The sequence below is a fragment of the Achromobacter sp. genome (assembly GCF_050285565.1).
Classification (GTDB): domain Bacteria; phylum Pseudomonadota; class Gammaproteobacteria; order Burkholderiales; family Burkholderiaceae_B; genus Achromobacter.
Window position 1 is genome coordinate 16,185 of record NZ_JBLZXG010000005.1, and the last position, 20,481, is coordinate 36,665.

Here is a 20,481-nt window from a genome sequence, read left to right on the forward strand (position 1 = left end):
GGCTCAGAACGTCACCATCACTTTCATGGCCTGGCGCCGGTCGGCCGCCAGCGCGAAGGCCTCGTGCGCCTGGCGCGCCGGCACCGCCGCCGTCAGCAGCGGCGCCACGTCGATCAGGCCACGGCCCAGGTAGTCCACCGCCCAGGCGTATTCATCGACGAAGCGGAAGCTGCCGATGACGCTCAGGCTCTTGACCATGATCTGGTTGAACGGGCATTGCTCGCTGCTGCCGCCCAGCGTGCCGACCGTGACGATGGTGCCGCGCGGCCGCGTGGCGCGGATGCAGTTGGCCAGCCCGGCGTAGTTGCCCGACGCCTCGAAGCACACGTCGACCGTGCCCTTGCCCGCCGCCAGCGCGTCCAGCGCGGCCGGCTCGGTGGCGGCGTTGATGGTGCGCGTGGCGCCGACCTTGGCGCAGGTGGCCAGCGTCTGGTCGACGATGTCGACCACGATGACCTGGCTGGCGCCAGCCAGCCGCGCCGCCATCAGCACCAGCGCGCCGATCGGCCCGGCGCCCACCACCATCACGGTCTTGCCCAGCAGCGACCCGGCGCTGCGCACGGCGTGCAGCGCCACCGCCAGCGGCTCGCCAAAGGCGGCCAGTTCGAATGACAGGCTGTCGGGCACCGGCACGCATTGCTTTTCCTGCACCACCACCTGCTCGCGCATCGCGCCCTGCATGTGTGGATAGCGGCTGGCGCTGCCGAAGAAGAACACCGCCTCGCAATGGTTGGAATCGCCCTGGCGGCAATAGCGGCACACCCCGCAGGTGCGCGCCGGATCCAGCGCCACGCGGTCGCCCGGCTTGACGGCGGTGACCGCCGAACCAACTTCCAGCACCTGGCCCGAGGCCTCATGGCCCGGCGTCAGCGGCTCGCGGATGATGAAGTCGCCGACCCGGCCGTGGCGGTAGTAATGCAGATCCGAGCCGCAGATGCCGACCGCCTTGACGCCGACGCGCACCTGCGTCGGGCCGAGGGCTTCGGGCGCCTGCTCGACCAACCGCAGGTCTTCGGCGCCATGGATTGCGCAATTGAGCATGATGACGCCGCCTTACTTCAGGTTCTGGGTCATGCGGCGCTCTTCGGCCACCAGTTCGGGATGCATGCGCGCCTCGACCTTGCGCAGCCACTCCAGGTACACCGGCTGGCCCTTGGCCACGCCCATGCCCGCGTCGATCGCGAAGATCTTGCTGTCCTGGCAGTCGTTTTCCTTGGGGAACACCGCCAGGCCCTTGACCTTCTTGCTGATGTTGGGCCACAGCATGCGGTTCAGCGGCGCCACGTCGGAGCGGCCGGCCAGCACTTCCTCGATCGGCGCCACCGAGCCCGAGTTGGTCACGCCGCGCAGCTTGGCCTTGGGGAAGTTCTCCAGCACCAGCGGCTCTTCGCCAGCGCCCGAGAAGTAGGCCATGGTGATGCCGGGCTGGTTGAAGTCCTCGACCTTGGTGGCGCTGGTGAACTTGGGATTGGACGCCAGGCCGAACATGCAGACGCTGGTGTTCGAGAAGGTGACGAAGTCGATGATCTTGGCGCGCTCGGCGTTCTGGTTCAGCGGCCCGATCATGATGTCCATCTGGTTGGCGATCAGCGCCGGCACCTTGGTTTCATGGCTGACCTGCACCGGCACGATCTTCACGTCCAAGAGGCGCGCGAATTCCTTGCCCAGCAGCCACGACGAGCCCATCCACGGTTCGCCGGAGCCGGTGGTGTTCTGCACCAGCCACGGCGGGTTGTTGACCACGCCCACGCGCAGCACGCCGGCCTTGCGGATGGCGTCGATGCGCGGGCTTTCGCCGGGCGCGGGCGGGGTCTGCGCCTGGGCGCTGGCGGCGCCCGCCAGCAGCAGGGCGGCGGCGGCGAAGCGGGTGAGGATGGACGGTTGCATTGCGGTCTCCTTGAAGGGAAGTCCGGCGGCGAACGCCGGATACGGACGCGCGGAGCCACGGGCAACCGCCCGGGCCGCGCGCCTTGCGCGTGGTCGGAAAATCCTTGGGGGGGGAAAGGCCGGTCGGGCCTACGGGGTCTGTTCGATGATGCGCATTTCGTCGGCGTCCAGGCGCGTCTTCATGCCGGCGGCCACCTGCCGCAGCCAGGCCAGGTACTCGGGTTGATTCTTGTCGACCGCCAGGCCCACGGGCGAGGCCTTCTCGGTGCTCTGCTGGCAGTTGGCCTCGGCCGGCAGCACGGTCAGGCCGCGCACCTTGCGGCTCAGGCCGACCCAGGGCACGCGGTTGATCGGGGCCGCGTCGGCGCGCTTGGCCATGATTTCCTCGATGGGCGCGGTGGCGCCCGAATTGGCCACGGCGCGCAGCGTCGCGTTGGGGAAGCGCTGCTTGACCCAGGCCTCTTCGGCGCCGCCGGTGAAATAGGCGATGGTGACACCGGGCCGGTTCAGGTCATCGACCGACTTGGCCGCGGCCATCCTGGGGTTGGACGCCAAACCGAACATGCAGACGCTGGTGGATGAATACAGCACGAAATCGACCACTTTCAGGCGCTCGGGCGTTTCGGCCAGCGGGCTGATGGTCATGTCCACCTGGTTGGCCGCCAGCACCGGCACCTTGGTCTCGTGCGATACCGGCACCGGCGTCAGTGTCACGCCCAGCAGCCGCGCGTATTCCTTGGCCAGCAGCCAGGCCGGGCCGCTCCAGCCCTCGCCGCTCTTGCCGGACACGTCCTGGATCAGCCAGGGCGCGTTCTGCAGCACCCCGACCCGTAGTTGGCCGGCCTTGCGGATCGCGTCAACGCGCGCGCTCTGTCCCGGCGCGGGCGCTTCCTGCGCCATGGCCGGCGCCGCCAGCCCGCAAGCCACCAACGCGCACGCCGACAGCGTCACCGCCGCCCTGTGCCAGGCGCGGCGCCCCTTGTTCCTTTGCTGCATCCTGTTGTCTCCTGATGTGAAAAGCCCGGTTCCGGGGCGCGGTATCTTCCGCGCTCAGCCGGGGGCCGCCTGCCGGTTCTGTTGCCGGGCCTGTCGGCCCTACCGCCACCCTTGCGCGAATTCGCCAATCACGCGCTCCAGGTGATTGCGCATCGCCTGCCGCGCGCCGTCGGCATCGCGCGCCACCAGCGCGCTGAAGATGCGCTGATGGTCTTCCTGCGAGGCCTGGCGCAATTCCTGCGTATGGAAATGCTGTTCGATCTTGTCCCAGATGGGCCCTTGCGCCTGATCCCACATCGCCGTGACCGTGCCCAGCAGCACGCTGTTGCCGGTGGACTGCGCGATGTACAGGTGGAAACGGCGGTCGGCCTCCTGGTTTTCTTCCTTGTGCATCATCTGTTCGCGCATGGTGGTCAGCGCCTCGAAGATGCGGTCCAGGTCGGCATCGTTGCGGGTGCTGGCCGCCAACGCGGCGATTTCCGATTCGACCAGGCAGCGCGCGCGCAGCAGCTCGAACGGCCCGGCGCCCGGCTCCTGCGCGGCCGGCAGCCGCGCCACGCCCGGGCGCGGCTCACAGACATAGATACCCGAACCGCCGCGCACTTCCACCACGCCTTGCAGCTCCAGCGCGATGATGGCCTCGCGCAGCGAGGTGCGGCTGACGTCGAAGCGCTCGGCCAGCGCGCGCTCGGCCGGCAGGCGCTTGCCCACCGCGAACTCGCCCTGCGCCACCAGCGCCTGGATCTGCGCGGCCAGCCGCAGGTAGGCGCGGTCGGCCACCGGCTTGGCGGCGGGTTCTTCGGGCTTGGGGATCAGTTGTAGTGTCATGGCGTCAGAAGTGGTTAGACCAAATATTATTTGGTTTACCAATTTGGCACATCATGGTTTACCACTATTTTTTTGGTAAACCAGACCAATAAGACCAAGCGCCGCGCCGGATGAACCGGGGCGGCGCTTGAATGCCGGGCGGCCCCGGCGCGGCGGTGCGAACCGACTCAGCCCAGGTTCGGCGCCAGGGTGCGCTTCAGATCCTCGATGCTGCGGCCGCTGCGGGCAGCGTAGTCCTGCAACTGGTCTTCGCCGATGATGCCGACGTTGAAGTACTGCGACTGCGGGTGGCTGAAGTAGAAGCCCGACACGCTCGAAGCGGGGAACATGGCGTAGCTGTCGGTCAGCATCATGCCGATGTCGGCGCCGTCCAGCACGCGGAACATGTCGGTCTTGACCACGTGTTCCGGGCAGGCCGGATAGCCGGGCGCCGGCCGGATGCCGACGTACTTCTCGGCGATCATGTCGTCGTTGGACAGCGCCTCGTCGGGCGCGTAGCCCCACAGGTCCTGGCGCACGCGCGCGTGCAGGCATTCGGCGAAGGCTTCGGCCAGGCGGTCGGCCAGCGACTTGAGCATGATGCCGGAGTAGTCGTCCAGCGCCTTCTCGAACTCGGCCTCCTTCTTCTCGATGCCCAGGCCGGCAGTCACCGCGAACATGCCGATGTAGTCCAGCTTGCCGCTGGACTTGGGCGCGATGAAGTCGGCCAACGACTTGTTGCTGACGCCCTCGCGCTTGGCGCCCTGCTGGCGCAGGTTGCGGTAGGTAAACAGCACTTCGCTGCGGCTTTCGTCCTTGTAGACCTCGATGTCCTCGTCGTTGACGCGGTTGGCCGGATAGAAGCCGACCACGCCATTGGCGGTCAGCCAGCGGCCCTCGATGATGCGCTTCATCATGGCCTGGCCGTCGGCATAGACCTTGCGCGCCTGCTCGCCCACCACCTTGTCGTCCAGGATCGCCGGGAATGGCCCGAACAGGCTCCAGGTCTGGAAGAACGGGCCCCAGTCCACGTACTTGGCGATCTCGGCCAGGTCGTAACTCTTGAAGGCGCGGCGACCGATGAACTTGGGGCGCGGCGGCGTGTAGCTGTCCCAGTCGATCCGCGGGCGCGAGGCGCGCGCCTCGACCAGCGGCAGGATCGGCGTGGCCTTGCGGTTGGCGTGGCGGCGGCGCACGTCCTCGTATTCCTCGGCCAGTTCCGCCAGGTAGGCGTGCGCCTGGTCGGACATCAGGCTGGTGGCCACGCCCACCGAACGGCTGGCATCCGGCACGTAGATCACCGGGCCTTCGTAGTTCGGGGCGATCTTCACGGCCGTGTGCACGCGGCTGGTGGTGGCGCCGCCGATCATCAGCGGCACCTTGCGGCTGCGGAAATACTCGTCGCGCTGCATCTCGGAGGCCACGTACGCCATCTCTTCCAGGCTGGGCGTGATCAGGCCGGACAGGCCGACGATGTCGGCGTTCTCTTCCTTGGCTTTTTCAAGGATCTGCGCGCAGGGCACCATCACGCCCATGTTCACGACTTCGAAGTTGTTGCACTGCAGGACCACCGACACGATGTTCTTGCCGATGTCGTGCACGTCGCCCTTGACGGTGGCGATGACGATCTTGCCCTTGGCGCGCACGTCGCCGCCGGCGGCCGCGATCTGGCGCTTTTCCTCTTCGATGAAGGGGATCAGGTGGGCCACGGCCTGCTTCATCACGCGCGCCGACTTCACCACCTGCGGCAGGAACATCTTGCCGGCGCCGAACAGGTCGCCCACCACGTTCATGCCGTCCATCAGCGGGCCTTCGATCACCTCGATCGGCCGGCCGCCGCGCGCGGCGATCTTCTGGCGCACCTCTTCGGTGTCCTCGACGATGAAGGCGGTAATGCCGTGCACCAGCGCGTGCGACAGGCGCGCCTCGACCTCCGCATTGCGCCAGGCCAGGTCTTCTTCCTTCTTGGCGCCCGAGCCCTTCACCGTGTCGGCGAACTGCACCAGGCGCTCGGTCGGCGTGCGTTCGTCAGCCGGGTCGGTCTTGCCGACCGGCTCGGCGCGGTCCAGCACCACGTCCTCGACCAGGTCGCGCAGCTGGGGATCCAGATCGGCGTAGACGCCCAACTGGCCGGCGTTGACGATGCCCATCGTCATGCCTTCCTTGACCGCGTAATACAGGAACACGGTGTGGATGGCCTCGCGCATCGGCTCGTTGCCGCGGAACGAGAAGCTCACGTTCGAGACCCCGCCCGAGATGCGGGCATGGGGCAGGTTCTCGCGGATCCAGCGCGTGCCCTCGATGAAGTCGACGGCGTAGTGGTTGTGCTCGTCGATGCCGGTGGCGACCGCGAACACGTTGGGATCGAAAATGATGTCTTCCGGCGGAAAGCCCTCTTCCTCGACCAGGATCTTGTAGGCGCGGCCGCAGATCTCCTTGCGGCGCTCCAGCGTATCGGCCTGGCCCAATTCGTCGAACGCCATCACCACCACCGCCGCGCCGTAGCGGCGGCACAGGCGGGCGTGGTGGCGGAACGGCTCCAGGCCTTCCTTCATCGAGATCGAGTTGACCACCGGCTTGCCCTGCACGCACTTCAGGCCGGTCTCGATCACTTCCCACTTGGAGCTGTCGATCATCACCGGCACGCGCGCGATATCGGGCTCGGAGGCGATCAGGTTCAGGAAGCGGTGCATGCACGCCACCGAATCCAGCATCGCCTCGTCCATATTGATGTCGATGATCTGCGCGCCGTTCTCGACCTGCTGGCGGGCCACCGCCAGCGCCTCGTCGTATTTCTCTTCGCGGATCAGGCGCGCGAACATCTTGCTGCCGGTGACGTTGGTGCGTTCGCCCACGTTCACGAACAGCGTGTCCTCGTCGATGTTCAGCGGCTCCAGGCCCGACAGGCGGGTCTTGACCGGGATCTCCGGCACCACCCGCGGCGTCAGCGCCGCGACCTTGTCGGCAATCGCGCGGATGTGGTCGGGCGTGGTGCCGCAGCAGCCGCCGGACATGTTCACCAGCCCGGCGCGGGCGAATTCCTCCAGCAGCGCGGAAGTGTCGGCCGGGGTCTCGTCAAAGCCGGTCTCGGCCATCGGGTTGGGCAGGCCGGCGTTGGGGTAGACACAGACGTAGGTGTCGCAGATCTTGGACAGCTCGGCCACGTACGGGCGCATCAGCGCCGCGCCCAGCGCGCAGTTCAGGCCGATGGTGACCGGCCGCGCATGGCGCACCGAGTTCCAGAAGGCCTCGACGGTCTGGCCCGACAGGATGCGGCCGGAGGCGTCGGTGACGGTGCCCGAGATCATCACCGGCAGGCGGATGCCGCGCTGCTCGAACACTTCCTCGGTGGCGAAGATCGCGGCCTTGGCGTTGAGCGTGTCGAAGATGGTTTCGATCAGGACGATGTCGATGCCGCCATCGAGCAGGCCGTTGAGCTGTTCAACGTAGGCCACGCGCAACTCGTCGAAGGTGACGTTGCGCGCGCCCGGGTCGTTCACGTCGGGCGAGATCGACGCCGTCTTGGGCTGCGGGCCGAGCGCGCCGGCCACGAAGCGCGGCTTGTCCGGCGTGCTGTACTGGTCACAGGCCTGGCGCGCCAGTTGCGCGGACACCAGGTTCAGCTCGTAGGCCAGTTCCGGCAGGTCGTAGTCGCCCTGCGCGATCGAGGTGGCGCCGAAGGTGTTGGTCTCGATGACGTCGGCGCCGGCTTCCAGGTACTGGCGGTGGATCTCCGAGATCACGTCCGGCCGCACCAGAGACAGCAGTTCGTTGTCGCCCTTCAGGTCCTTGCCATGGCCGGCGAAGCGCTCGCCGCGGAAATCGGCCTCGCCCAGCTTGTAGCGCTGGATCATCGTGCCCATGGCGCCGTCCAGGATCAGGATGCGCTGGCCCAGCAGGCGGGCGAAATCGCCGCCGCGGGTGAAGCTCTCGGGCGGGTAAGGCAGGCGGGGATACGACACGTTCGGGTCCGGAAGGAGGGGTTTTGGACGGCAGGGAAGACGGCGCGAATGTCGCGAAAATGCGATAAACGCCGAAAAATCAAGCCCTGATCGTAACAAAACAGACCCTGTTACGGCCCGCGATGATACAGTTTCGGCCCCGAACCGGTGCTTTCGGCGCATCGGGACAGGCAAGAACGCAACACTTGCCGGTCCGCGTGCGAAAGGTAAACGGGAAACAGGAAGACGTCCGCCCCGCCGCCCACAAGGCCGGCCGGTCAGGGTATCCAGCCTGTGCTGCCCCCGCAACGGTCCCCATGCGCGCGATGCGCCCATGGCAGCCCGATACCGGCCTGTTCGATCGCCAGGACGCCCGTCCGGCGCCCGCGCTCCGCACAGGGGCGCGGCGCGGATCGCGGCGCCCTCCCCATCGTGATTGACCTGCGGGGTCGCGGGTCGCATCGAGGTCTTGTAGATGAAATCCCGCTCCATCCGGCGCTACGCCGGTGCCCTGCTCTGCTCCGCCCCGGCCCTGTCCGCCGCCCAGCAAGCCGCCACCCCCGCCCCCGAACTCGACACCGTCACCGTGACCGCCCAGCGCGTGCCGACCGACGGCCGCACCCTGCCGGTGTCGATCTCGGTCATCACCGCCGAGGACATCGCCGCCAGCAGCGCCCGCACCATGCAGGACCTGCTGTCGACGCAGGCCGGCATCCACCTGGTCAACACCACCAGCGCCAGCGACAACGCCATCGTCGACCTGCGCGGCTTCGGCATCACCGGCGCCAGCAACACGCTGATCATGATCGACGGCGTCAAGCAGAACACCAACGACCTGTCGGCCCCCAGCCTGGGCGTGGTGCCGCTGGATCAGGTCGAGCGCGTCGAAATCGTGCGCGGCAGCGGCTCGGTGCAATACGGCGGCGGCGCCACCGGCGGCGTGATCAACATCATCACCCGCAAGGATTTCGCCAAGGAACCGGTCACGGCCCGCGCCACCGCCACCTTCGGCAGCTACGGCCTGCGCCAGTACGACGCCGCCGTCGCCCTGAACAACCAGAAGGTGGGCGTGGACGCCTACCTGCAGTCGCTGCACAGCGACGGCTACCGCGAACACAGCGGCGAAAGCCGCGAGGGCGGCGGCGGCGGCATCACCTTCCGCCACGACAACGGCTCGATCCGCCTGTACGGCAACACCACCACGCAGAAGCTGGACCTGCCGGGCCCGCGCCTGATCAACCCGACCACGGGCGAAAACCAGTTCGAAAGCGACCCGCGCGGCGCCAAGAACAAGATCGACTACGTCAAGACCACCAGCACCACCTTCGGCCTGCAGGTCGAGCAGCAGCTCGGCGTCGGCACGCTGTACGCCGACGCCTCGACCCGCGAAAAGAAGCTCAACGGCCTGTCGTACGATGGCTTCGGCGACACGCTGCGCCAGCAGAAGCTGGAAGAGAACCTGGCCAGCCTGCGCTATCGCCTGCCGATCAACGGCGGCCACAGCGTGGTGCTCGGCGCCGACGCGCAGCAAGCCAAGACCACCTCCGACCAGAACGCCTACTACGACTTCGCGCCGTCCAAGTGGCAGTCGCGCCAGCACCAGTATGGCCTGTTCGCCGAGGGCCAGATCCGCGCCACGGACAGCACCTACATCACCCTGGGCGCGCGCCGCCAGTACGCCTCCGACAAGCTCGAAGTGATTTCCGGCTCGGGCGAGGAATCGGACAAGGGCCACCACCTGACCGCCTGGCAACTGGGCGTGCGCCAGGATCTGCCCGCCGGTTTCGGCCTGTACGGCAAGGTCGGCCGCAGCTTCCGCCTGCCCAACGCCGACGAGGCCCTGTCCGTGCAGTCGCCGCTGGCGCCGCAGACCTCCACCGACAAGGAACTGGGCGTGACCTGGGCCTCGGACACCAGCAGCGCGCGCCTGTCGTGGTTCCGCTATGACCTGACCAACGAAATCCAGTACAACCCGCTGGCCGACGGCATGTGGGGCCCGGGCACCGGCGCCAACATCAACCTGGATCCGACCCGCCGCCAAGGCATCGAACTGGAAGGCCACCACAAGCTGACCAGCAGCCTGACGCTGGACGCCAACCTGACCTGGATGGAAGCGCAATTCCGCTCGGGCACCTACGCCGGCGTCGATCTGTCGGGCAAGACCGTGCCGCTGGCGCCCAAGTGGCTGGCCAACGCCGGCGTGACCTGGCGCCCCACCGACGCGTTCCTGTGGAACGTGACGGCGCAGTACGTGGGCAAGTCGCGCATGGACAACGACCAGGCCAACCAGTTCGACACGCAACTGGACGCCTACGTGCTCTTCAATACCAAGGTGGCCTACAAGTTCACCCGCAACATCGAAGGCGCGTTCGGCATCAACAACCTGCTGGACCGCAAGTACGCCACCTACGGCATCCGTGGCGGCGATGCCTCGTTCCAGATGCTGGGCCCGGTTGCCAACTACAACCTGTACCCCGCGCCCGGCCGCAACTTCTACGCGTCCCTCACGGTGCGTTATTGAGCGGTCGATCCGATATAGTCGGCGTTGTTCCACGCCGACCGTATCGATGCTTCACATGACCTCCGTCCGCGCCGTTGCGTTCGCCCTCCTGGGGCTGCTGTCCGCCCCGGGCCCGGCGGCGGCCGGCACCTCTGCCGACACCCCGGCCGACACCCCGGCGGCGATCCACGCGCGCGACGATCGCGGCCGCCTGATCACCCTGGCCGCGCCAGCGCGGCGCGCGGTCACCCTGGCGCCGCACGCCACCGAACTGGTCTACGCGGCCGGCGCCGGCGACTATCTGGTGGCCACCATCCGCGGCAGCGACTATCCGCCCGCCGCCCGCGCCCTGCCCGTCATCGGCGACGGCACGCAGCCCGATCCCGAACGCGTGGCCGCCGCCCGGCCCGACCTGGTCATCGCCTGGCAACCCTCCGCCGCCGCGCCGCTGGCGCGCGTGATGGACAAGCTGGGCGTGGCCGTCTACTACAGCGACCCGCAGACGCTGGCGGCCATCCCCGGCGCGGTCGAACGCCTGGGCGTGCTGTTCGGCACCGAGGCGCGGGCCGCCCCCGCCGCCCAGGCCCTGCGCGCGCGCCTGGACGCGCTGGCCGCGCGCTACGCCGGCCGCGCGCCGGTGCGCGTGTTCGTGCAGGCGGGCCTGGACCCCATCTACACCCTGAACCACGCCAGCATCGTCAGCGACGCGCTGCGCCTGTGCGGAGGCGTCAATGTGTTCGGCGACGCGCCCGTGGTGGCGCCGCAGGTCGGGCTGGAAAGCGTGCTGGCGGCGCGTCCCGACGCGGTGCTGGCCGGCGTCGCCACACCCGCCGACACCGCCCGCAACCTGGCCGCCTGGCGCGCCATGGGCCTGCCGGCGGCGCTGGCCGGCCACGTCTACGGCATCGACGCCGACGCGCTCTACCGCCCCGGCCCGCGCCTGATCGACGCGGCCGAGCTGTTGTGCGCCGACCTGGATCGGCTGCGCCAGCCCTAGGGCGCGGCGACCGCCTCGCACAGGTCCTGGGCATCGCGGCGCTCGCCACCGATACCCCTGCCCGCAACCGGGTCATTGGCGCGCCCCACGGCTGCGCGCCAAGCGCGATTTCCGGAACGCCGCACGCCCGCCGCGAGGACAGACACGCCGCCCCGTGCTTTATGATTCGCCTAACCGTGATCACCCCGTTGATCCGCCCGATGATCAGCCAGCCCCCGCGGGTTCCGCAGCGCGCGCCCGCCCTTTGACACACCGCCATGACCACTCAAGACACCCTCACCATCGCCGGCCGCGCCTATTCGTCGCGCCTGCTCGTCGGCACCGGCAAGTACAAGGACTTCGAACAGACCCGCGCCGCGCTGGACGCCAGCGGCACCGAGATCGTCACGGTCGCCATCCGCCGCACCAACATCGGCCAAAACCCGGGCGAGCCCAACCTGCTCGACTACGTGCCGATGTCCAAGTTCACCCTGCTGCCCAACACCGCCGGCTGCTACTCGGCCGACGACGCGGTGCGCACGCTGCGCCTGGCGCGCGAACTGCTCGACGGGCACGCCCTGGTCAAGCTGGAAGTGCTGGGCGATCCGCACACGCTGTTCCCCAACATGCCCGAAACCCTCAAAGCCACCAAGACGCTGGTGGATGAAGGCTTCCAGGTCATGGTGTATTGCACCGACGATCCCATCCAGTGCCGCATGCTCGAAGACATGGGCGCCGTGGCCGTGATGCCGCTGGCCTCGCTGATCGGCTCCGGCATGGGCATCCTGAACCCCTGGAACCTGCGCCTGATCATCGACCAGGCCCGCGTGCCGGTGGTGGTGGACGCCGGCGTGGGCACCGCCTCGGACGCCGCCATCGCCATGGAACTGGGCTGCGACGCCGTGCTGATGAACACCGCCATCGCCGCCGCGCGCGACCCGGTGCTGATGGCCAGCGCCATGAAGAAGGGCGTGGAATCCGGCCGCGAGGCCTTCCTGGCCGGCCGCATGCCGAAAAAGCTCTACAGCGGCGCGCCCAGCTCGCCCACCGAAGGCCTCATCACCGCCGCCCCCGGCGCCGCCAAATGAGCAGCCGCCAGCCGGCCGCCAATGGCCGCCCGATCCCCAACGCGCTGACCATCGCCGGCGTCGACCCGTCCGGCGGCGCCGGCATCCTGGCCGACGTCAAGGCCATGAGCGCCCTGGGCGCCTACGGCTGCGCCGTCATCGCCGCCCTCACCGCCCAGAACACCCAGGGCGTCACCGGCATCTCGCCGGTGCCGCCGGCCTTCGTCGGCCAGCAGATCGACACTCTGTTCGCCGACGTGCGCATCGACGCCGTCAAGATCGGCATGCTCGGCCAGCAGCCGGTGATCCAGGTGGTGGCCGAGAAGCTGGCCAAATGGACGCCGGCCCACGTGGTGCTGGATCCGGTCATGGTGGCCAAGAGCGGCGACCTGCTGCTGGAGCGCGATGCCGTCGGCGCCATGCGCGAAGCCCTGCTGCCGCAGGCCACGCTGCTGACCCCCAACCTGCCCGAGGCCGGCGTACTGCTGGAAGAGCGGCCGGTGGAAACGGTCAAGGAAATGCGGCGCGTGGCCGAACGCCTGCGCAACAAACTGGCGCACTCGGGCCAGCGCTGGGTCATGGTCAAGGGCGGCCACCTGCCCGGCAACGACACCATCGACCTGCTGCACGACGGCGACCGCATGATCGAGCTGCCCGGCCACCGCATCGAGACCGCCAACACCCACGGCACCGGCTGCACCCTGTCGGCCGCCCTGGCCGCGCTGCTGCCGCAGGTCGAGGACGTGCCCGAGGCCGCGCGCCGCGCCAAGGCCTACCTGACCGAGGCCATCCGCCACGCCGAACGCCTGTCGGTCGGTTCGGGCCACGGCCCGGTGCATCACTTCCACGCCTGGTGGTGAGCTCCGGGAGGACGCTGCCGTGCCCGCTTGACGGCCCTTCCCGCGCCAAGCAATACCCCCTCACTGCGTCCGAAAGCGCCGGGCCGGCGGACGCTTTCCCCAGGCGATAACCCGCCGGCCCGCCCGGTGGCGTCACAGGACGCTACGAATCGGTACAATGGTCAGTTGATTCCTCCGCTTTTTTTCCGACCGTCATGAACGCTTCGACCCTGCCCGACGTAGAACAAGCCCGCTTCAACATGGTGGAACAGCAGATCCGCCCGTGGGACGTCCTGGACGCCAACGTGCTGCAAGCACTGTTCGATGTGCGCCGCGAACAGTTCGTTCCGCCGGCCCTGCGCGCCCTGGCGTTTTCCGACCTGGAGCTGCCGCTGGAAATCAACGCGGTCAACACCCGCCAGACCATGCTCGCCCCCAAGGTCGAAGCCCGCCTGGCCCAGGAACTGCAACTGAGCAAGTCCGACTGCGTGCTGGAAATCGGCACCGGCTCGGGTTACCAGGCCGCCCTGCTGGGCTACCTGGCGCAGCAGGTCACCTCGGTCGAGATCGACAGCCGCCTGGTCACGTTCGCGCAGCAGAACCTGCAGATGAACAACGTCACCAACGTCAAGGTCGAAACCGGCGACGGCCGCAACGGCTGGGGCTCCACCGAATACGACGCGATTCTGGTGACGGGTTCCGTGCCGGTCGTGCCGGACGCGCTCAAGTACCAGTTGCGCGTGGGCGGCCGCCTGGTCGTCGTCGTCGGCCAGGCGCCCGTCATGACGGCCTGTCGCATCACCCGCACCACCGCCGCCAGCTTCGAGACCGTCAATCTGTTCGAAACGGTCATCAAGCCCCTGCGCGGCGCCACGGTGTCGCAGTTCAAATTCTGAGTCCCCTGGCGGGGCCGCACGGCTCCGCCGCGCCGGCGCGTCCGGCCACGGGCCACCGCCCGGACTCCCTGGAGCAGCCCCCCTCCTCCTGATACATCATGCGCGTCCGACTGCTTACGGCTTTACTGGTATTTACCTCCGCCGCAAGCGTCGGCCCGTCCGCCGCCTGCGCGCAGAACCTGTTGCAGGTGTGGCAGGCCGCCCTCGGCAATGACCCGATCTACGCCGCGGCGCGCGCCAACTATCGCGCCGGCCTGGAAAAAGAACCGCAGGCCCGCGCCCTGCTGCTGCCCGAAGTCTCGGCCGGCGTCGGCGGCGCCTACCAGGAGACCCGCAGCACCCGCGGCCTGAGCATGGCCTACAGCGGCGGCCGCGGCGTCTGGGATCTGGCGTTGACCCAACCGCTGTTCGATTGGGGCCGCTGGCAGAACTACGAGCAGTCCAAGCTGGTCGTGGCCGACGTCGAAGTGCAATTGCGGCAGGCCTACCAGGACCTGCTGCTGCGCGTGGCCGACGCCTATTTCAACGTGCTGTACGCCCAGGACGCCCTGACCGCGACCGAGGCCGAGAAAGCCGCCGTGGCCGGCCAACTGGAATCGGCGAAGCGCAATTTCGAGCTGGGCAACGCCACCATCACCGACACCTACGAAGCGCAGGCCCGCTACGACCTGGTGGTGGCCCAGGAACTGCGCCTGCAGAATGACCTGGACGTGCGCCGCGACGAGCTGGCCCGGATCATCGGCAACCCGCCCGGAGCGCTGGCCGAACTGCCGGCCGGCGTGCAACTGCCCGCGCCGCAGCCGGCGCGGGTGGCCGACTGGAGCAACCAGGCCGAATCCTCCAGCCTGGAGGTGTTGCGGGCCCAATTGCTGACCCGCATCGCCGGCCGCGAGATCCAGATCGCCAAGAGCGGCCACTACCCCACCCTGAACCTGCGCGCCACCAGCGGCAGCGCCAGCGACGCGGTGATGCGCAACGCCACGCCGGGCAAGCCGATCGACAGCACCATCGGCGTGGTGCTGTCGATTCCGCTGTATTCGGGCGGCGGCGTGTCGTCGCAGGTGACGGAAAAGGTGCAGTTGGAACAGAAGGCGCGCCACGACTTCGAGGCCGCGCGGCGCCAGGCGGTGCAGGCCGCGCGCCAGTACTACACCGGCGTCACCAGCGGCCTGGCGCGCATCCAGGCGCTGGAAGCGGGCGAGAAATCCAGCCGCGCCGCGGTCGAGGCCAACCGCACCGGCTACGAAGTGGGCGTGCGCATCAACCTGGACGTGCTCAACGCCCAGCAGCAGCTTTACGCCACCCAGCGCGACCTGGCGCTGGCGCGCTACAGCACGGTGCTGTCGGGGCTGCGCCTGAAGGCCACCAGCGGCATCCTGGGCGAAGCCGATCTGGAAGCCATCAACCGCCTGCTGCGCGAGCCGCGCTAAGCCCGGGGCGCCGCCTCAGGCGCCCTGGATCTTCCTGACCAGCGCCGTGGTGGAACGCTCGAACTCGAACGGAATCGCCACCGCGCGGCCGCCCCAGGTCTTGACCAGGGCGGTCTCGGGCAATTTTTCCATGTCGTAGTCGCCGCCCTTGACGATCAGATCCGGCTTGAGCTGGCCGATCAGGGCCTCCGGCGTGTCCTCGTGGAACGCGGTGACCACGGTGACGCAGCCCAGCGCCGCCAGCAGCGCGGCGCGGTCTTCCAGGCGATTGAGCGGACGTTCGGCGCCCTTGCCCAGGCGGCGCACCGACTCATCGGTGTTGACCGCCACGACCAGCGTGGCGCCCAGTTGGGCGGCCTGGTCCAGGTAGGTGGCGTGGCCCCGGTGCAGGATATCGAAGACGCCATTGGTGAACACCAGCGGCCGCGGCAGGCGGCCGGCGGCAACGGCGGCGACGCAGTCGTCGCGGGACAGGACTTTGGATTCGAAACGGGCGGCTGGCATGCCGCGATTGTACGACGGCGGCCGCCCCTGCCGGCCCGCCGGCGCCAGCCTGTCCGGCCAGCCCGGAGGGGCAGCGCCGGCTCAGGCGCCGGCCAGCACGATGTCCTTTTCCTTGGGCAACACCAGCGCCGTCATTTCCTTGCGGTAGCGGTTCAGGTCCTTGACCGTCTCGAAGCTGCGGTCCATCAGCTTGGACAGGATGTGCAGGATGCGGGTGGCGACCTTCTGCTCCCAGACGCCGTCAAAGCGGATCTGGCTGTCCAGCCAGTGCTCCAGCCAGCCCGGTTCGGGCAGGCGCGACTGCACCGTGTCGTTGGGGAACAGATCCTTGTTGACGTGCAGGTTGGTCGGATGCAACGCCTGCTGGGTGCGGCCGGCCGAGGCCATCAGCACGCCGATCTTGGAGAACGCCAGGCGCGCCTGCACGCTGGTGTCTTCGCCGCGGTTGTGCAGCGCGCGGCGCATGTACTGCAGGTAGGCGCCGGCGTGGCGGGCCTCGTCCTGCGCCACGGTCTTGTAGATGGCCTTGATGACCGGCTCGGTGTGCCATTCGGCGGCGCGGCGGTACCAGTGGTTCAAGCGCACCTCGCCGCAGAAATGCAGCATCAGCGTTTCCAGTTCGGGCGCGACGTCGAATTCGAAGCGCACGTTGTGCAATTCTTCTTCCGTGGGCACCAGGTCGGGACGGAAGCGGCGCAGGTATTCGATCAGCACCAGGGAGTGCTTCTGCTCTTCGAAGAACCACACCGACATGAACGCGCAGAAATCGCTGTCGCCGCGATTGTCGCGCAGGAACATCTCGGTGGCCGGCAGCGCGGCCCACTCGGTGATGGCGTTCATCTTGATCGTCTGCGCCTGCTCGTCCGAGAGCTTGCTGCGATCGAAGTCGCCCCAGGGAATGTCGTGCGCCATGTTCCAGCGCACCGCTTCCATGGTCTTGAAGAGTTCAGGATAAAGCATGTTCTGCCCTTGTTTTCGTCCCGCTAGTGGGGCTATGGAAATTAATGAATGGCGCACGCACTGGCCGGCGTGACGCTGCATAGGCCGCCGCAGCGCTATTTTTCGCCGTCTCCCGCGAAGCTATGATGACCGTTTCATGAATGAAACATGACAGGGGATCGCACCTACACCATCGCGCCGCCTATCGGGTCAAGGCCCACAACGCCACCCCGATCCCCAGGGCCAGCACGCCAACCAGCGCCGCGATCAGCCGGTTGCCCTGCTCCTGGGCCCGCCGCAACTGCACCATCTCGGCCAGCAGGGCCGGCGAGAGGTTCGGGCGGTTCAGATGGTCGTGAACCAGCCTGGGAAGCGCCGGCAGCATCTGTGACCACTGCGCGGCTTCTTTTTCCAGGCTCTGCCGCAAACCCTTGATCCCGACCCGCTGGCGCATCCAGCGTTCCAGGTAGGGCTTGGCGGTCTTCCAGAGATCCAGGTTGGGGTCGAGCTGCCGCCCCAGCCCTTCGACGTTCAGCAACGTCTTCTGCAGCAGCACCAGCTGCGGCTGGATCTCCACATTGAACCGGCGCGAGGTCTGGAACAGGCGCAGCAGCACCTGGCCCAGCGAAATCTCGGACAACGGCCGGTCAAAATACGGTTCGCAGACGGCGCGCACCGCGCCCTCCAGCTCTTCCTCGCGCGTGTCGGGCGGCACCCAGCCCGACTCGATGTGCAACTGCGCCACGCGGCGGTAGTCGCGGTGGAAGAAGGCCAGGAAATTCTGCGCCAGGTAGTTCTTGTCGAATTCCGACAGCGAGCCGACGATGCCGAAGTCCAGGGCGATGTAGCTGCCCAGCGTCTCGGGCCGGTCGGACACGTAGATGTTGCCCGGGTGCATGTCGGCGTGGAAGAAGCCGTCGGTGAACACCTGGGTGAAGAAGATCTCGACGCCGGTGCGCGCCAGGGTCGGGATGTCGATGCCGGCGGCGCGCATGCGCTCGACCTGGCCCACCGGCACGCCGTACATGCGCTGCATGGTGAACACGGTGGAGGCGGTGTATTCCCAGATCACCTCGGGCACCATCAGCATGTCGCCGCGGCCGGACTCCGGGCCGAAGTTGCGGCGCAACTGGCTGCAGTTGGACGCTTCGCGCACCAGGTCGAGTTCGTCGTGCAGGTATTTGTCGAACTCGGCCACCACCTCGCGCGGCTTGAGCCGGCGGCCATCCGCGCCCAGGCGCTCGATGATGCGGGCCACGATCTTGAGCAGCGACAGGTCTTTCTCGATGATGCTGAGCATGCCCGGACGCAGCACCTTGACCGCCACCTCGCGGCCATCGTGCAGCACCGCGAAGTGCACCTGGGCGATGGAGGCCGAGGCCACCGGGTCGACCTGGAACTGCGCGAACAGCTTTTCGGGCGGCGCGCCCAGCGCGGCCTCGATGCAGGCGGCGGCCTGGGCCGACGGGAACGGCGGCACGCGGTCCTGCAGCAGGGCCAGTTCGTTGGCGATGTCGGCCGGGATCAGGTCGCGGCGGGTCGACAACACCTGGCCGAACTTGACGAAAATGGGGCCCAGCGATTCCAGCGCCAGCCGCAGCCGCAGGCCGCGCGGCTGGCGCGGCCGGGTGCCCAGGCGGATGACGCGCAGCAGGCAGGTCGCCAGCGGGTGGTTCAGGCTGGACAGCACCAGCTCGTCCAGGCCATAGCGCAGCGAAACCAGGATGATGCGGAACAGGCGCAGCAAGGGAAACATGGCTCAGGCGCCCCGCTTGGCGGCGGCCGTGGCCAACCGGGTTTGCAGGGCGGTGGCCGAACGCGCCAAGGCGTCGGCGCGGGCATTGAGCTCGGCCAGGTCCAGGCGCCATTGCTCCAGCGCCGGCCGTCCCAGCAGCATGCCGTTTTCCTCGGCCAGGTATTCGGACACGTTCTCGGCCAGGCGCTGCCCGGCCTGACGCGCGCCGCCCGCGGCCGCGCGCAGCCCGCCGGTGATGCGCAGCGCGGGAATATCCCCCACCAGGCGCGCCAGGCTGTCTTCCGGATCCCAGCGCAATTGCTTGGACAGATCCGCCACCACCTGCGCCAGGGCCGCGTCGCCGGAGATGTGCGTGGCCTCGGCAAAGTCGGGCGCCGCGCCGCCCGCGCCCAGGCGCGGCAGCGGCAGCTTCTCGGGCGCCACCGTCAGGGTCACGTCGGGCACCACCGCCGCGTCGGCCTGGGCCGCCAGACCCTCGCTGTCGATGGTCAGGCCCAGGGTGAACCCGCCCAGCGCGAAGCGCACCGTCTTGCCGGCGTGGCGGGCCAGGCGTTCGCGCGCCCAGTCCTCACGCTTCAACAGGGCGTTGAGCGCGCCGACGGCCAGCCGTGCGGGAGTGGGCAGAAACGAAAAAGGCAACATGACGGTCCGCGGCCCCGCGGGCGGGGGGTGACGAAGTTGATGGGTAAATCAGGAGTGTAACGGGTTGGATGCCGGAGTGTTCCGGGGAGACGGGACGCGGTTTGCGCCCGCGCATGGAAAAACCGGCCCTGGCGGGCCGGTCGGCGCGCACGGCCGTGAGGCCGCCGCGCGCTGTCTGGGGAAATGGCGCCAGCCGGATCAGCTGGCGTATTCCACCGGGATCTGCTGGATACCGGCCAGTAGCCAGCCGCCGTTGGCGGGCTTGAAAAGGTTCCAGACTTCCTCGAAGCGGAAGGCTTCGGCGCCCGGGGTCTCGCGCAGCATGCCCGAGAAGCGCACGCTGGCCAGGTGGCCGTCGGACACCGTCTCGATGCCCAGCAGCTCGGCGTTCAGCAGCACCACTTCGGTCTTGTTGGGTGCCGCGCCGCGCTCGGCCAGTTGCGGCTTGAGCTCGGTGATCAGGTCGTCGGTCAGGTAGTCGCGCAGGCGGTCGGTGCTGCCGCTGTCCCACACGGCCTGGATGCGCACGAACTGTTCCTTGGCCTGCTTCAGGAAGTTGGGCGTGTCGAAGTCGCCGGGCACGAACCAGTTGTTGTCGTCGCCCGCCTTGGGCAGCGTGGCGGCCGGGGCGGCGGCAGCGGCGGCCGGAGCCGGCGCGGCCGGCTGCAGCGCTTCACGCCACATGGGCTGCTGCGTCTGGCCCGGTGCGTTGTTGGCGCCGCCAAAAGCCCCCTGGGTGGCCGGACGCGGGGCCGCGCCGCGCAGGCGGCGGATGATGAACATCACGGCGAACACAACCAGCGCGATCAGCAGCGCGGACGACAGGAATTCGGCGAAGGCGCCCGACAGGCCCATGCTCGACAGCAGGGCGGCGATGCCCAGGCCGGCGGCGATGCCGGCGATGGGGCCCAGCCAACGCGACGCGCCGCTCTTGGCGGCGGCGCCAGCGGCGCCGGCCGTGGCCGCGCCGGCGGCCGCCGGTGCGGCGGTGGCGCCCGCCGTATTGCTGGCGGCGGTCGGCGGCGTGGTGGCCTGGCGCTGCTGCGTCACATTGGAGGATTGGCGGCCGACGCTGCTGCCGCCGCCGGCACGGCGGGCTTCGGCGTCAAACGACGCCGTCACCAGCGCGGCGCCGGAAATGGCGATGAGCGCCGCGGCGACAAACCGCGAGAAACAGAATTTGGTCATGGATGTGCTCCCTCGTACCCGCGCCCCCGCTGCCCCGAGCAGCGGAAAGCCGCACGGATGGTGCGGTCCTTCAGCGCGATTCCTTACAGTAATCTGAATGACGTAAGAATAAC

General features: G+C 68.5%; 16 protein-coding genes. 6 read left to right on the forward strand and 10 right to left on the reverse strand.

Going from position 1 to position 20,481, the window contains the following annotated elements; all coding sequences use genetic code 11:
• Window positions 1–3: 3 nt before the first annotated feature.
• The 5 genes from ACN6O8_RS11370 to metH form a co-directional block, all read right to left on the reverse strand.
• The gene (locus tag ACN6O8_RS11370) at window positions 4–1,041 is read right to left on the reverse strand and encodes an L-idonate 5-dehydrogenase (protein WP_427991159.1); all 1,038 of its coding nucleotides are present in this window, start codon (window positions 1,039–1,041) and stop codon (window positions 4–6) included.
• Window positions 1,042–1,053: 12 nt separating this feature from the next.
• Complete coding sequence (locus tag ACN6O8_RS11375; protein ID WP_427991160.1) at window positions 1,054–1,887, reverse strand: substrate-binding periplasmic protein; 834 nt, start codon at window positions 1,885–1,887, stop codon at window positions 1,054–1,056.
• A gap of 129 nt (window positions 1,888–2,016) precedes the next feature.
• Complete coding sequence (locus ACN6O8_RS11380; RefSeq protein WP_427991161.1) at window positions 2,017–2,883, reverse strand: substrate-binding periplasmic protein; 867 nt, start codon at window positions 2,881–2,883, stop codon at window positions 2,017–2,019.
• Between the two features lie 99 nt (window positions 2,884–2,982).
• Window positions 2,983–3,711, reverse strand: a complete 729-nt coding sequence (locus ACN6O8_RS11385; RefSeq protein ID WP_427991162.1) for a FadR/GntR family transcriptional regulator — start codon at window positions 3,709–3,711, stop codon at window positions 2,983–2,985.
• Between the two features lie 167 nt (window positions 3,712–3,878).
• Entirely contained in the window at window positions 3,879–7,652 is a 3,774-nt protein-coding gene (gene metH, locus ACN6O8_RS11390; RefSeq protein ID WP_427991163.1) for a methionine synthase, read from the reverse strand.
• Window positions 7,653–8,106: 454 nt separating this feature from the next.
• Here metH and ACN6O8_RS11395 point away from each other — a divergent pair, with 454 nt between their 5' ends.
• From ACN6O8_RS11395 to ACN6O8_RS11420, 6 genes are all read left to right on the forward strand, one after another.
• A complete protein-coding gene (locus ACN6O8_RS11395) occupies window positions 8,107–10,152 on the forward strand; it encodes a TonB-dependent receptor (protein WP_427991164.1) in 2,046 nt (681 codons plus the stop codon).
• Between the two features lie 55 nt (window positions 10,153–10,207).
• The gene (locus ACN6O8_RS11400; RefSeq protein ID WP_427991165.1) at window positions 10,208–11,128 is read left to right on the forward strand and encodes a cobalamin-binding protein; all 921 of its coding nucleotides are present in this window, start codon (window positions 10,208–10,210) and stop codon (window positions 11,126–11,128) included.
• 257 nt (window positions 11,129–11,385) lie between these two features.
• Window positions 11,386–12,195: a thiazole synthase gene (locus ACN6O8_RS11405; protein WP_006386872.1), complete on the forward strand. Its 810-nt coding sequence runs from the start codon at window positions 11,386–11,388 to the stop codon at window positions 12,193–12,195.
• A complete protein-coding gene (thiD, locus tag ACN6O8_RS11410) occupies window positions 12,192–13,034 on the forward strand; it encodes a bifunctional hydroxymethylpyrimidine kinase/phosphomethylpyrimidine kinase (protein WP_241133388.1) in 843 nt (280 codons plus the stop codon). Before ACN6O8_RS11405 ends, thiD begins: the two co-directional genes overlap by 4 nt.
• A gap of 194 nt (window positions 13,035–13,228) precedes the next feature.
• Window positions 13,229–13,909, forward strand: coding sequence for a protein-L-isoaspartate O-methyltransferase family protein (locus tag ACN6O8_RS11415; RefSeq protein ID WP_006386870.1), 681 nt, complete (start codon window positions 13,229–13,231; stop codon window positions 13,907–13,909).
• A gap of 98 nt (window positions 13,910–14,007) precedes the next feature.
• A complete protein-coding gene (locus tag ACN6O8_RS11420; protein WP_427991166.1) occupies window positions 14,008–15,339 on the forward strand; it encodes a TolC family outer membrane protein in 1,332 nt (443 codons plus the stop codon).
• Window positions 15,340–15,354: 15 nt separating this feature from the next.
• On the opposite strand, the gene rfaE2 is transcribed toward ACN6O8_RS11420, so the two are convergent.
• From rfaE2 to ACN6O8_RS11445, 5 genes are all read right to left on the reverse strand, one after another.
• Entirely contained in the window at window positions 15,355–15,843 is a 489-nt protein-coding gene (gene rfaE2, locus ACN6O8_RS11425; protein WP_427991167.1) for a D-glycero-beta-D-manno-heptose 1-phosphate adenylyltransferase, read from the reverse strand.
• 81 nt (window positions 15,844–15,924) lie between these two features.
• Window positions 15,925–16,803 carry a ferritin-like domain-containing protein gene (locus ACN6O8_RS11430; RefSeq protein WP_427991168.1) on the reverse strand — a complete coding sequence of 293 codons (879 nt, stop codon included), beginning with the start codon at window positions 16,801–16,803 and terminating at the stop codon, window positions 15,925–15,927.
• Between the two features lie 181 nt (window positions 16,804–16,984).
• Entirely contained in the window at window positions 16,985–18,538 is a 1,554-nt protein-coding gene (gene ubiB / locus ACN6O8_RS11435; protein ID WP_427991169.1) for a ubiquinone biosynthesis regulatory protein kinase UbiB, read from the reverse strand.
• 3 nt (window positions 18,539–18,541) lie between these two features.
• Complete coding sequence (locus ACN6O8_RS11440) at window positions 18,542–19,180, reverse strand: ubiquinone biosynthesis accessory factor UbiJ (protein WP_427991170.1); 639 nt, start codon at window positions 19,178–19,180, stop codon at window positions 18,542–18,544.
• 198 nt (window positions 19,181–19,378) lie between these two features.
• Window positions 19,379–20,368, reverse strand: coding sequence for a Tim44 domain-containing protein (locus tag ACN6O8_RS11445; protein WP_427991171.1), 990 nt, complete (start codon window positions 20,366–20,368; stop codon window positions 19,379–19,381).
• Window positions 20,369–20,481: the final 113 nt, after the last annotated feature.

Bases quoted from the DNA above. Each gene is read 5' to 3' on its own strand.
- ACN6O8_RS11445 (WP_427991171.1), bottom strand. From the start codon at position 20,368: ATGACCAAATTCTGTTTCTCGCGGTTTGTCGCCGCGGCGCTCATCGCC.
- ACN6O8_RS11385 (WP_427991162.1), bottom strand. From the start codon at position 3,711: ATGACACTACAACTGATCCCCAAGCCCGAAGAACCCGCCGCCAAGCCG.
- ACN6O8_RS11380 (WP_427991161.1), bottom strand. From the start codon at position 2,883: ATGCAGCAAAGGAACAAGGGGCGCCGCGCCTGGCACAGGGCGGCGGTG.
- ACN6O8_RS11430 (WP_427991168.1), bottom strand. From the start codon at position 16,803: ATGCTTTATCCTGAACTCTTCAAGACCATGGAAGCGGTGCGCTGGAAC.
- ACN6O8_RS11395 (WP_427991164.1), top strand. From the start codon at position 8,107: ATGAAATCCCGCTCCATCCGGCGCTACGCCGGTGCCCTGCTCTGCTCC.
- ACN6O8_RS11420 (WP_427991166.1), top strand. From the start codon at position 14,008: ATGCGCGTCCGACTGCTTACGGCTTTACTGGTATTTACCTCCGCCGCA.
- ACN6O8_RS11375 (WP_427991160.1), bottom strand. From the start codon at position 1,887: ATGCAACCGTCCATCCTCACCCGCTTCGCCGCCGCCGCCCTGCTGCTG.
- rfaE2 (WP_427991167.1), bottom strand. From the start codon at position 15,843: ATGCCAGCCGCCCGTTTCGAATCCAAAGTCCTGTCCCGCGACGACTGC.
- ACN6O8_RS11415 (WP_006386870.1), top strand. From the start codon at position 13,229: ATGAACGCTTCGACCCTGCCCGACGTAGAACAAGCCCGCTTCAACATG.
- ubiB (WP_427991169.1), bottom strand. From the start codon at position 18,538: ATGTTTCCCTTGCTGCGCCTGTTCCGCATCATCCTGGTTTCGCTGCGC.
- ACN6O8_RS11370 (WP_427991159.1), bottom strand. From the start codon at position 1,041: ATGCTCAATTGCGCAATCCATGGCGCCGAAGACCTGCGGTTGGTCGAG.
- ACN6O8_RS11400 (WP_427991165.1), top strand. From the start codon at position 10,208: ATGACCTCCGTCCGCGCCGTTGCGTTCGCCCTCCTGGGGCTGCTGTCC.
- ACN6O8_RS11440 (WP_427991170.1), bottom strand. From the start codon at position 19,180: ATGTTGCCTTTTTCGTTTCTGCCCACTCCCGCACGGCTGGCCGTCGGC.
- thiD (WP_241133388.1), top strand. From the start codon at position 12,192: ATGAGCAGCCGCCAGCCGGCCGCCAATGGCCGCCCGATCCCCAACGCG.
- ACN6O8_RS11405 (WP_006386872.1), top strand. From the start codon at position 11,386: ATGACCACTCAAGACACCCTCACCATCGCCGGCCGCGCCTATTCGTCG.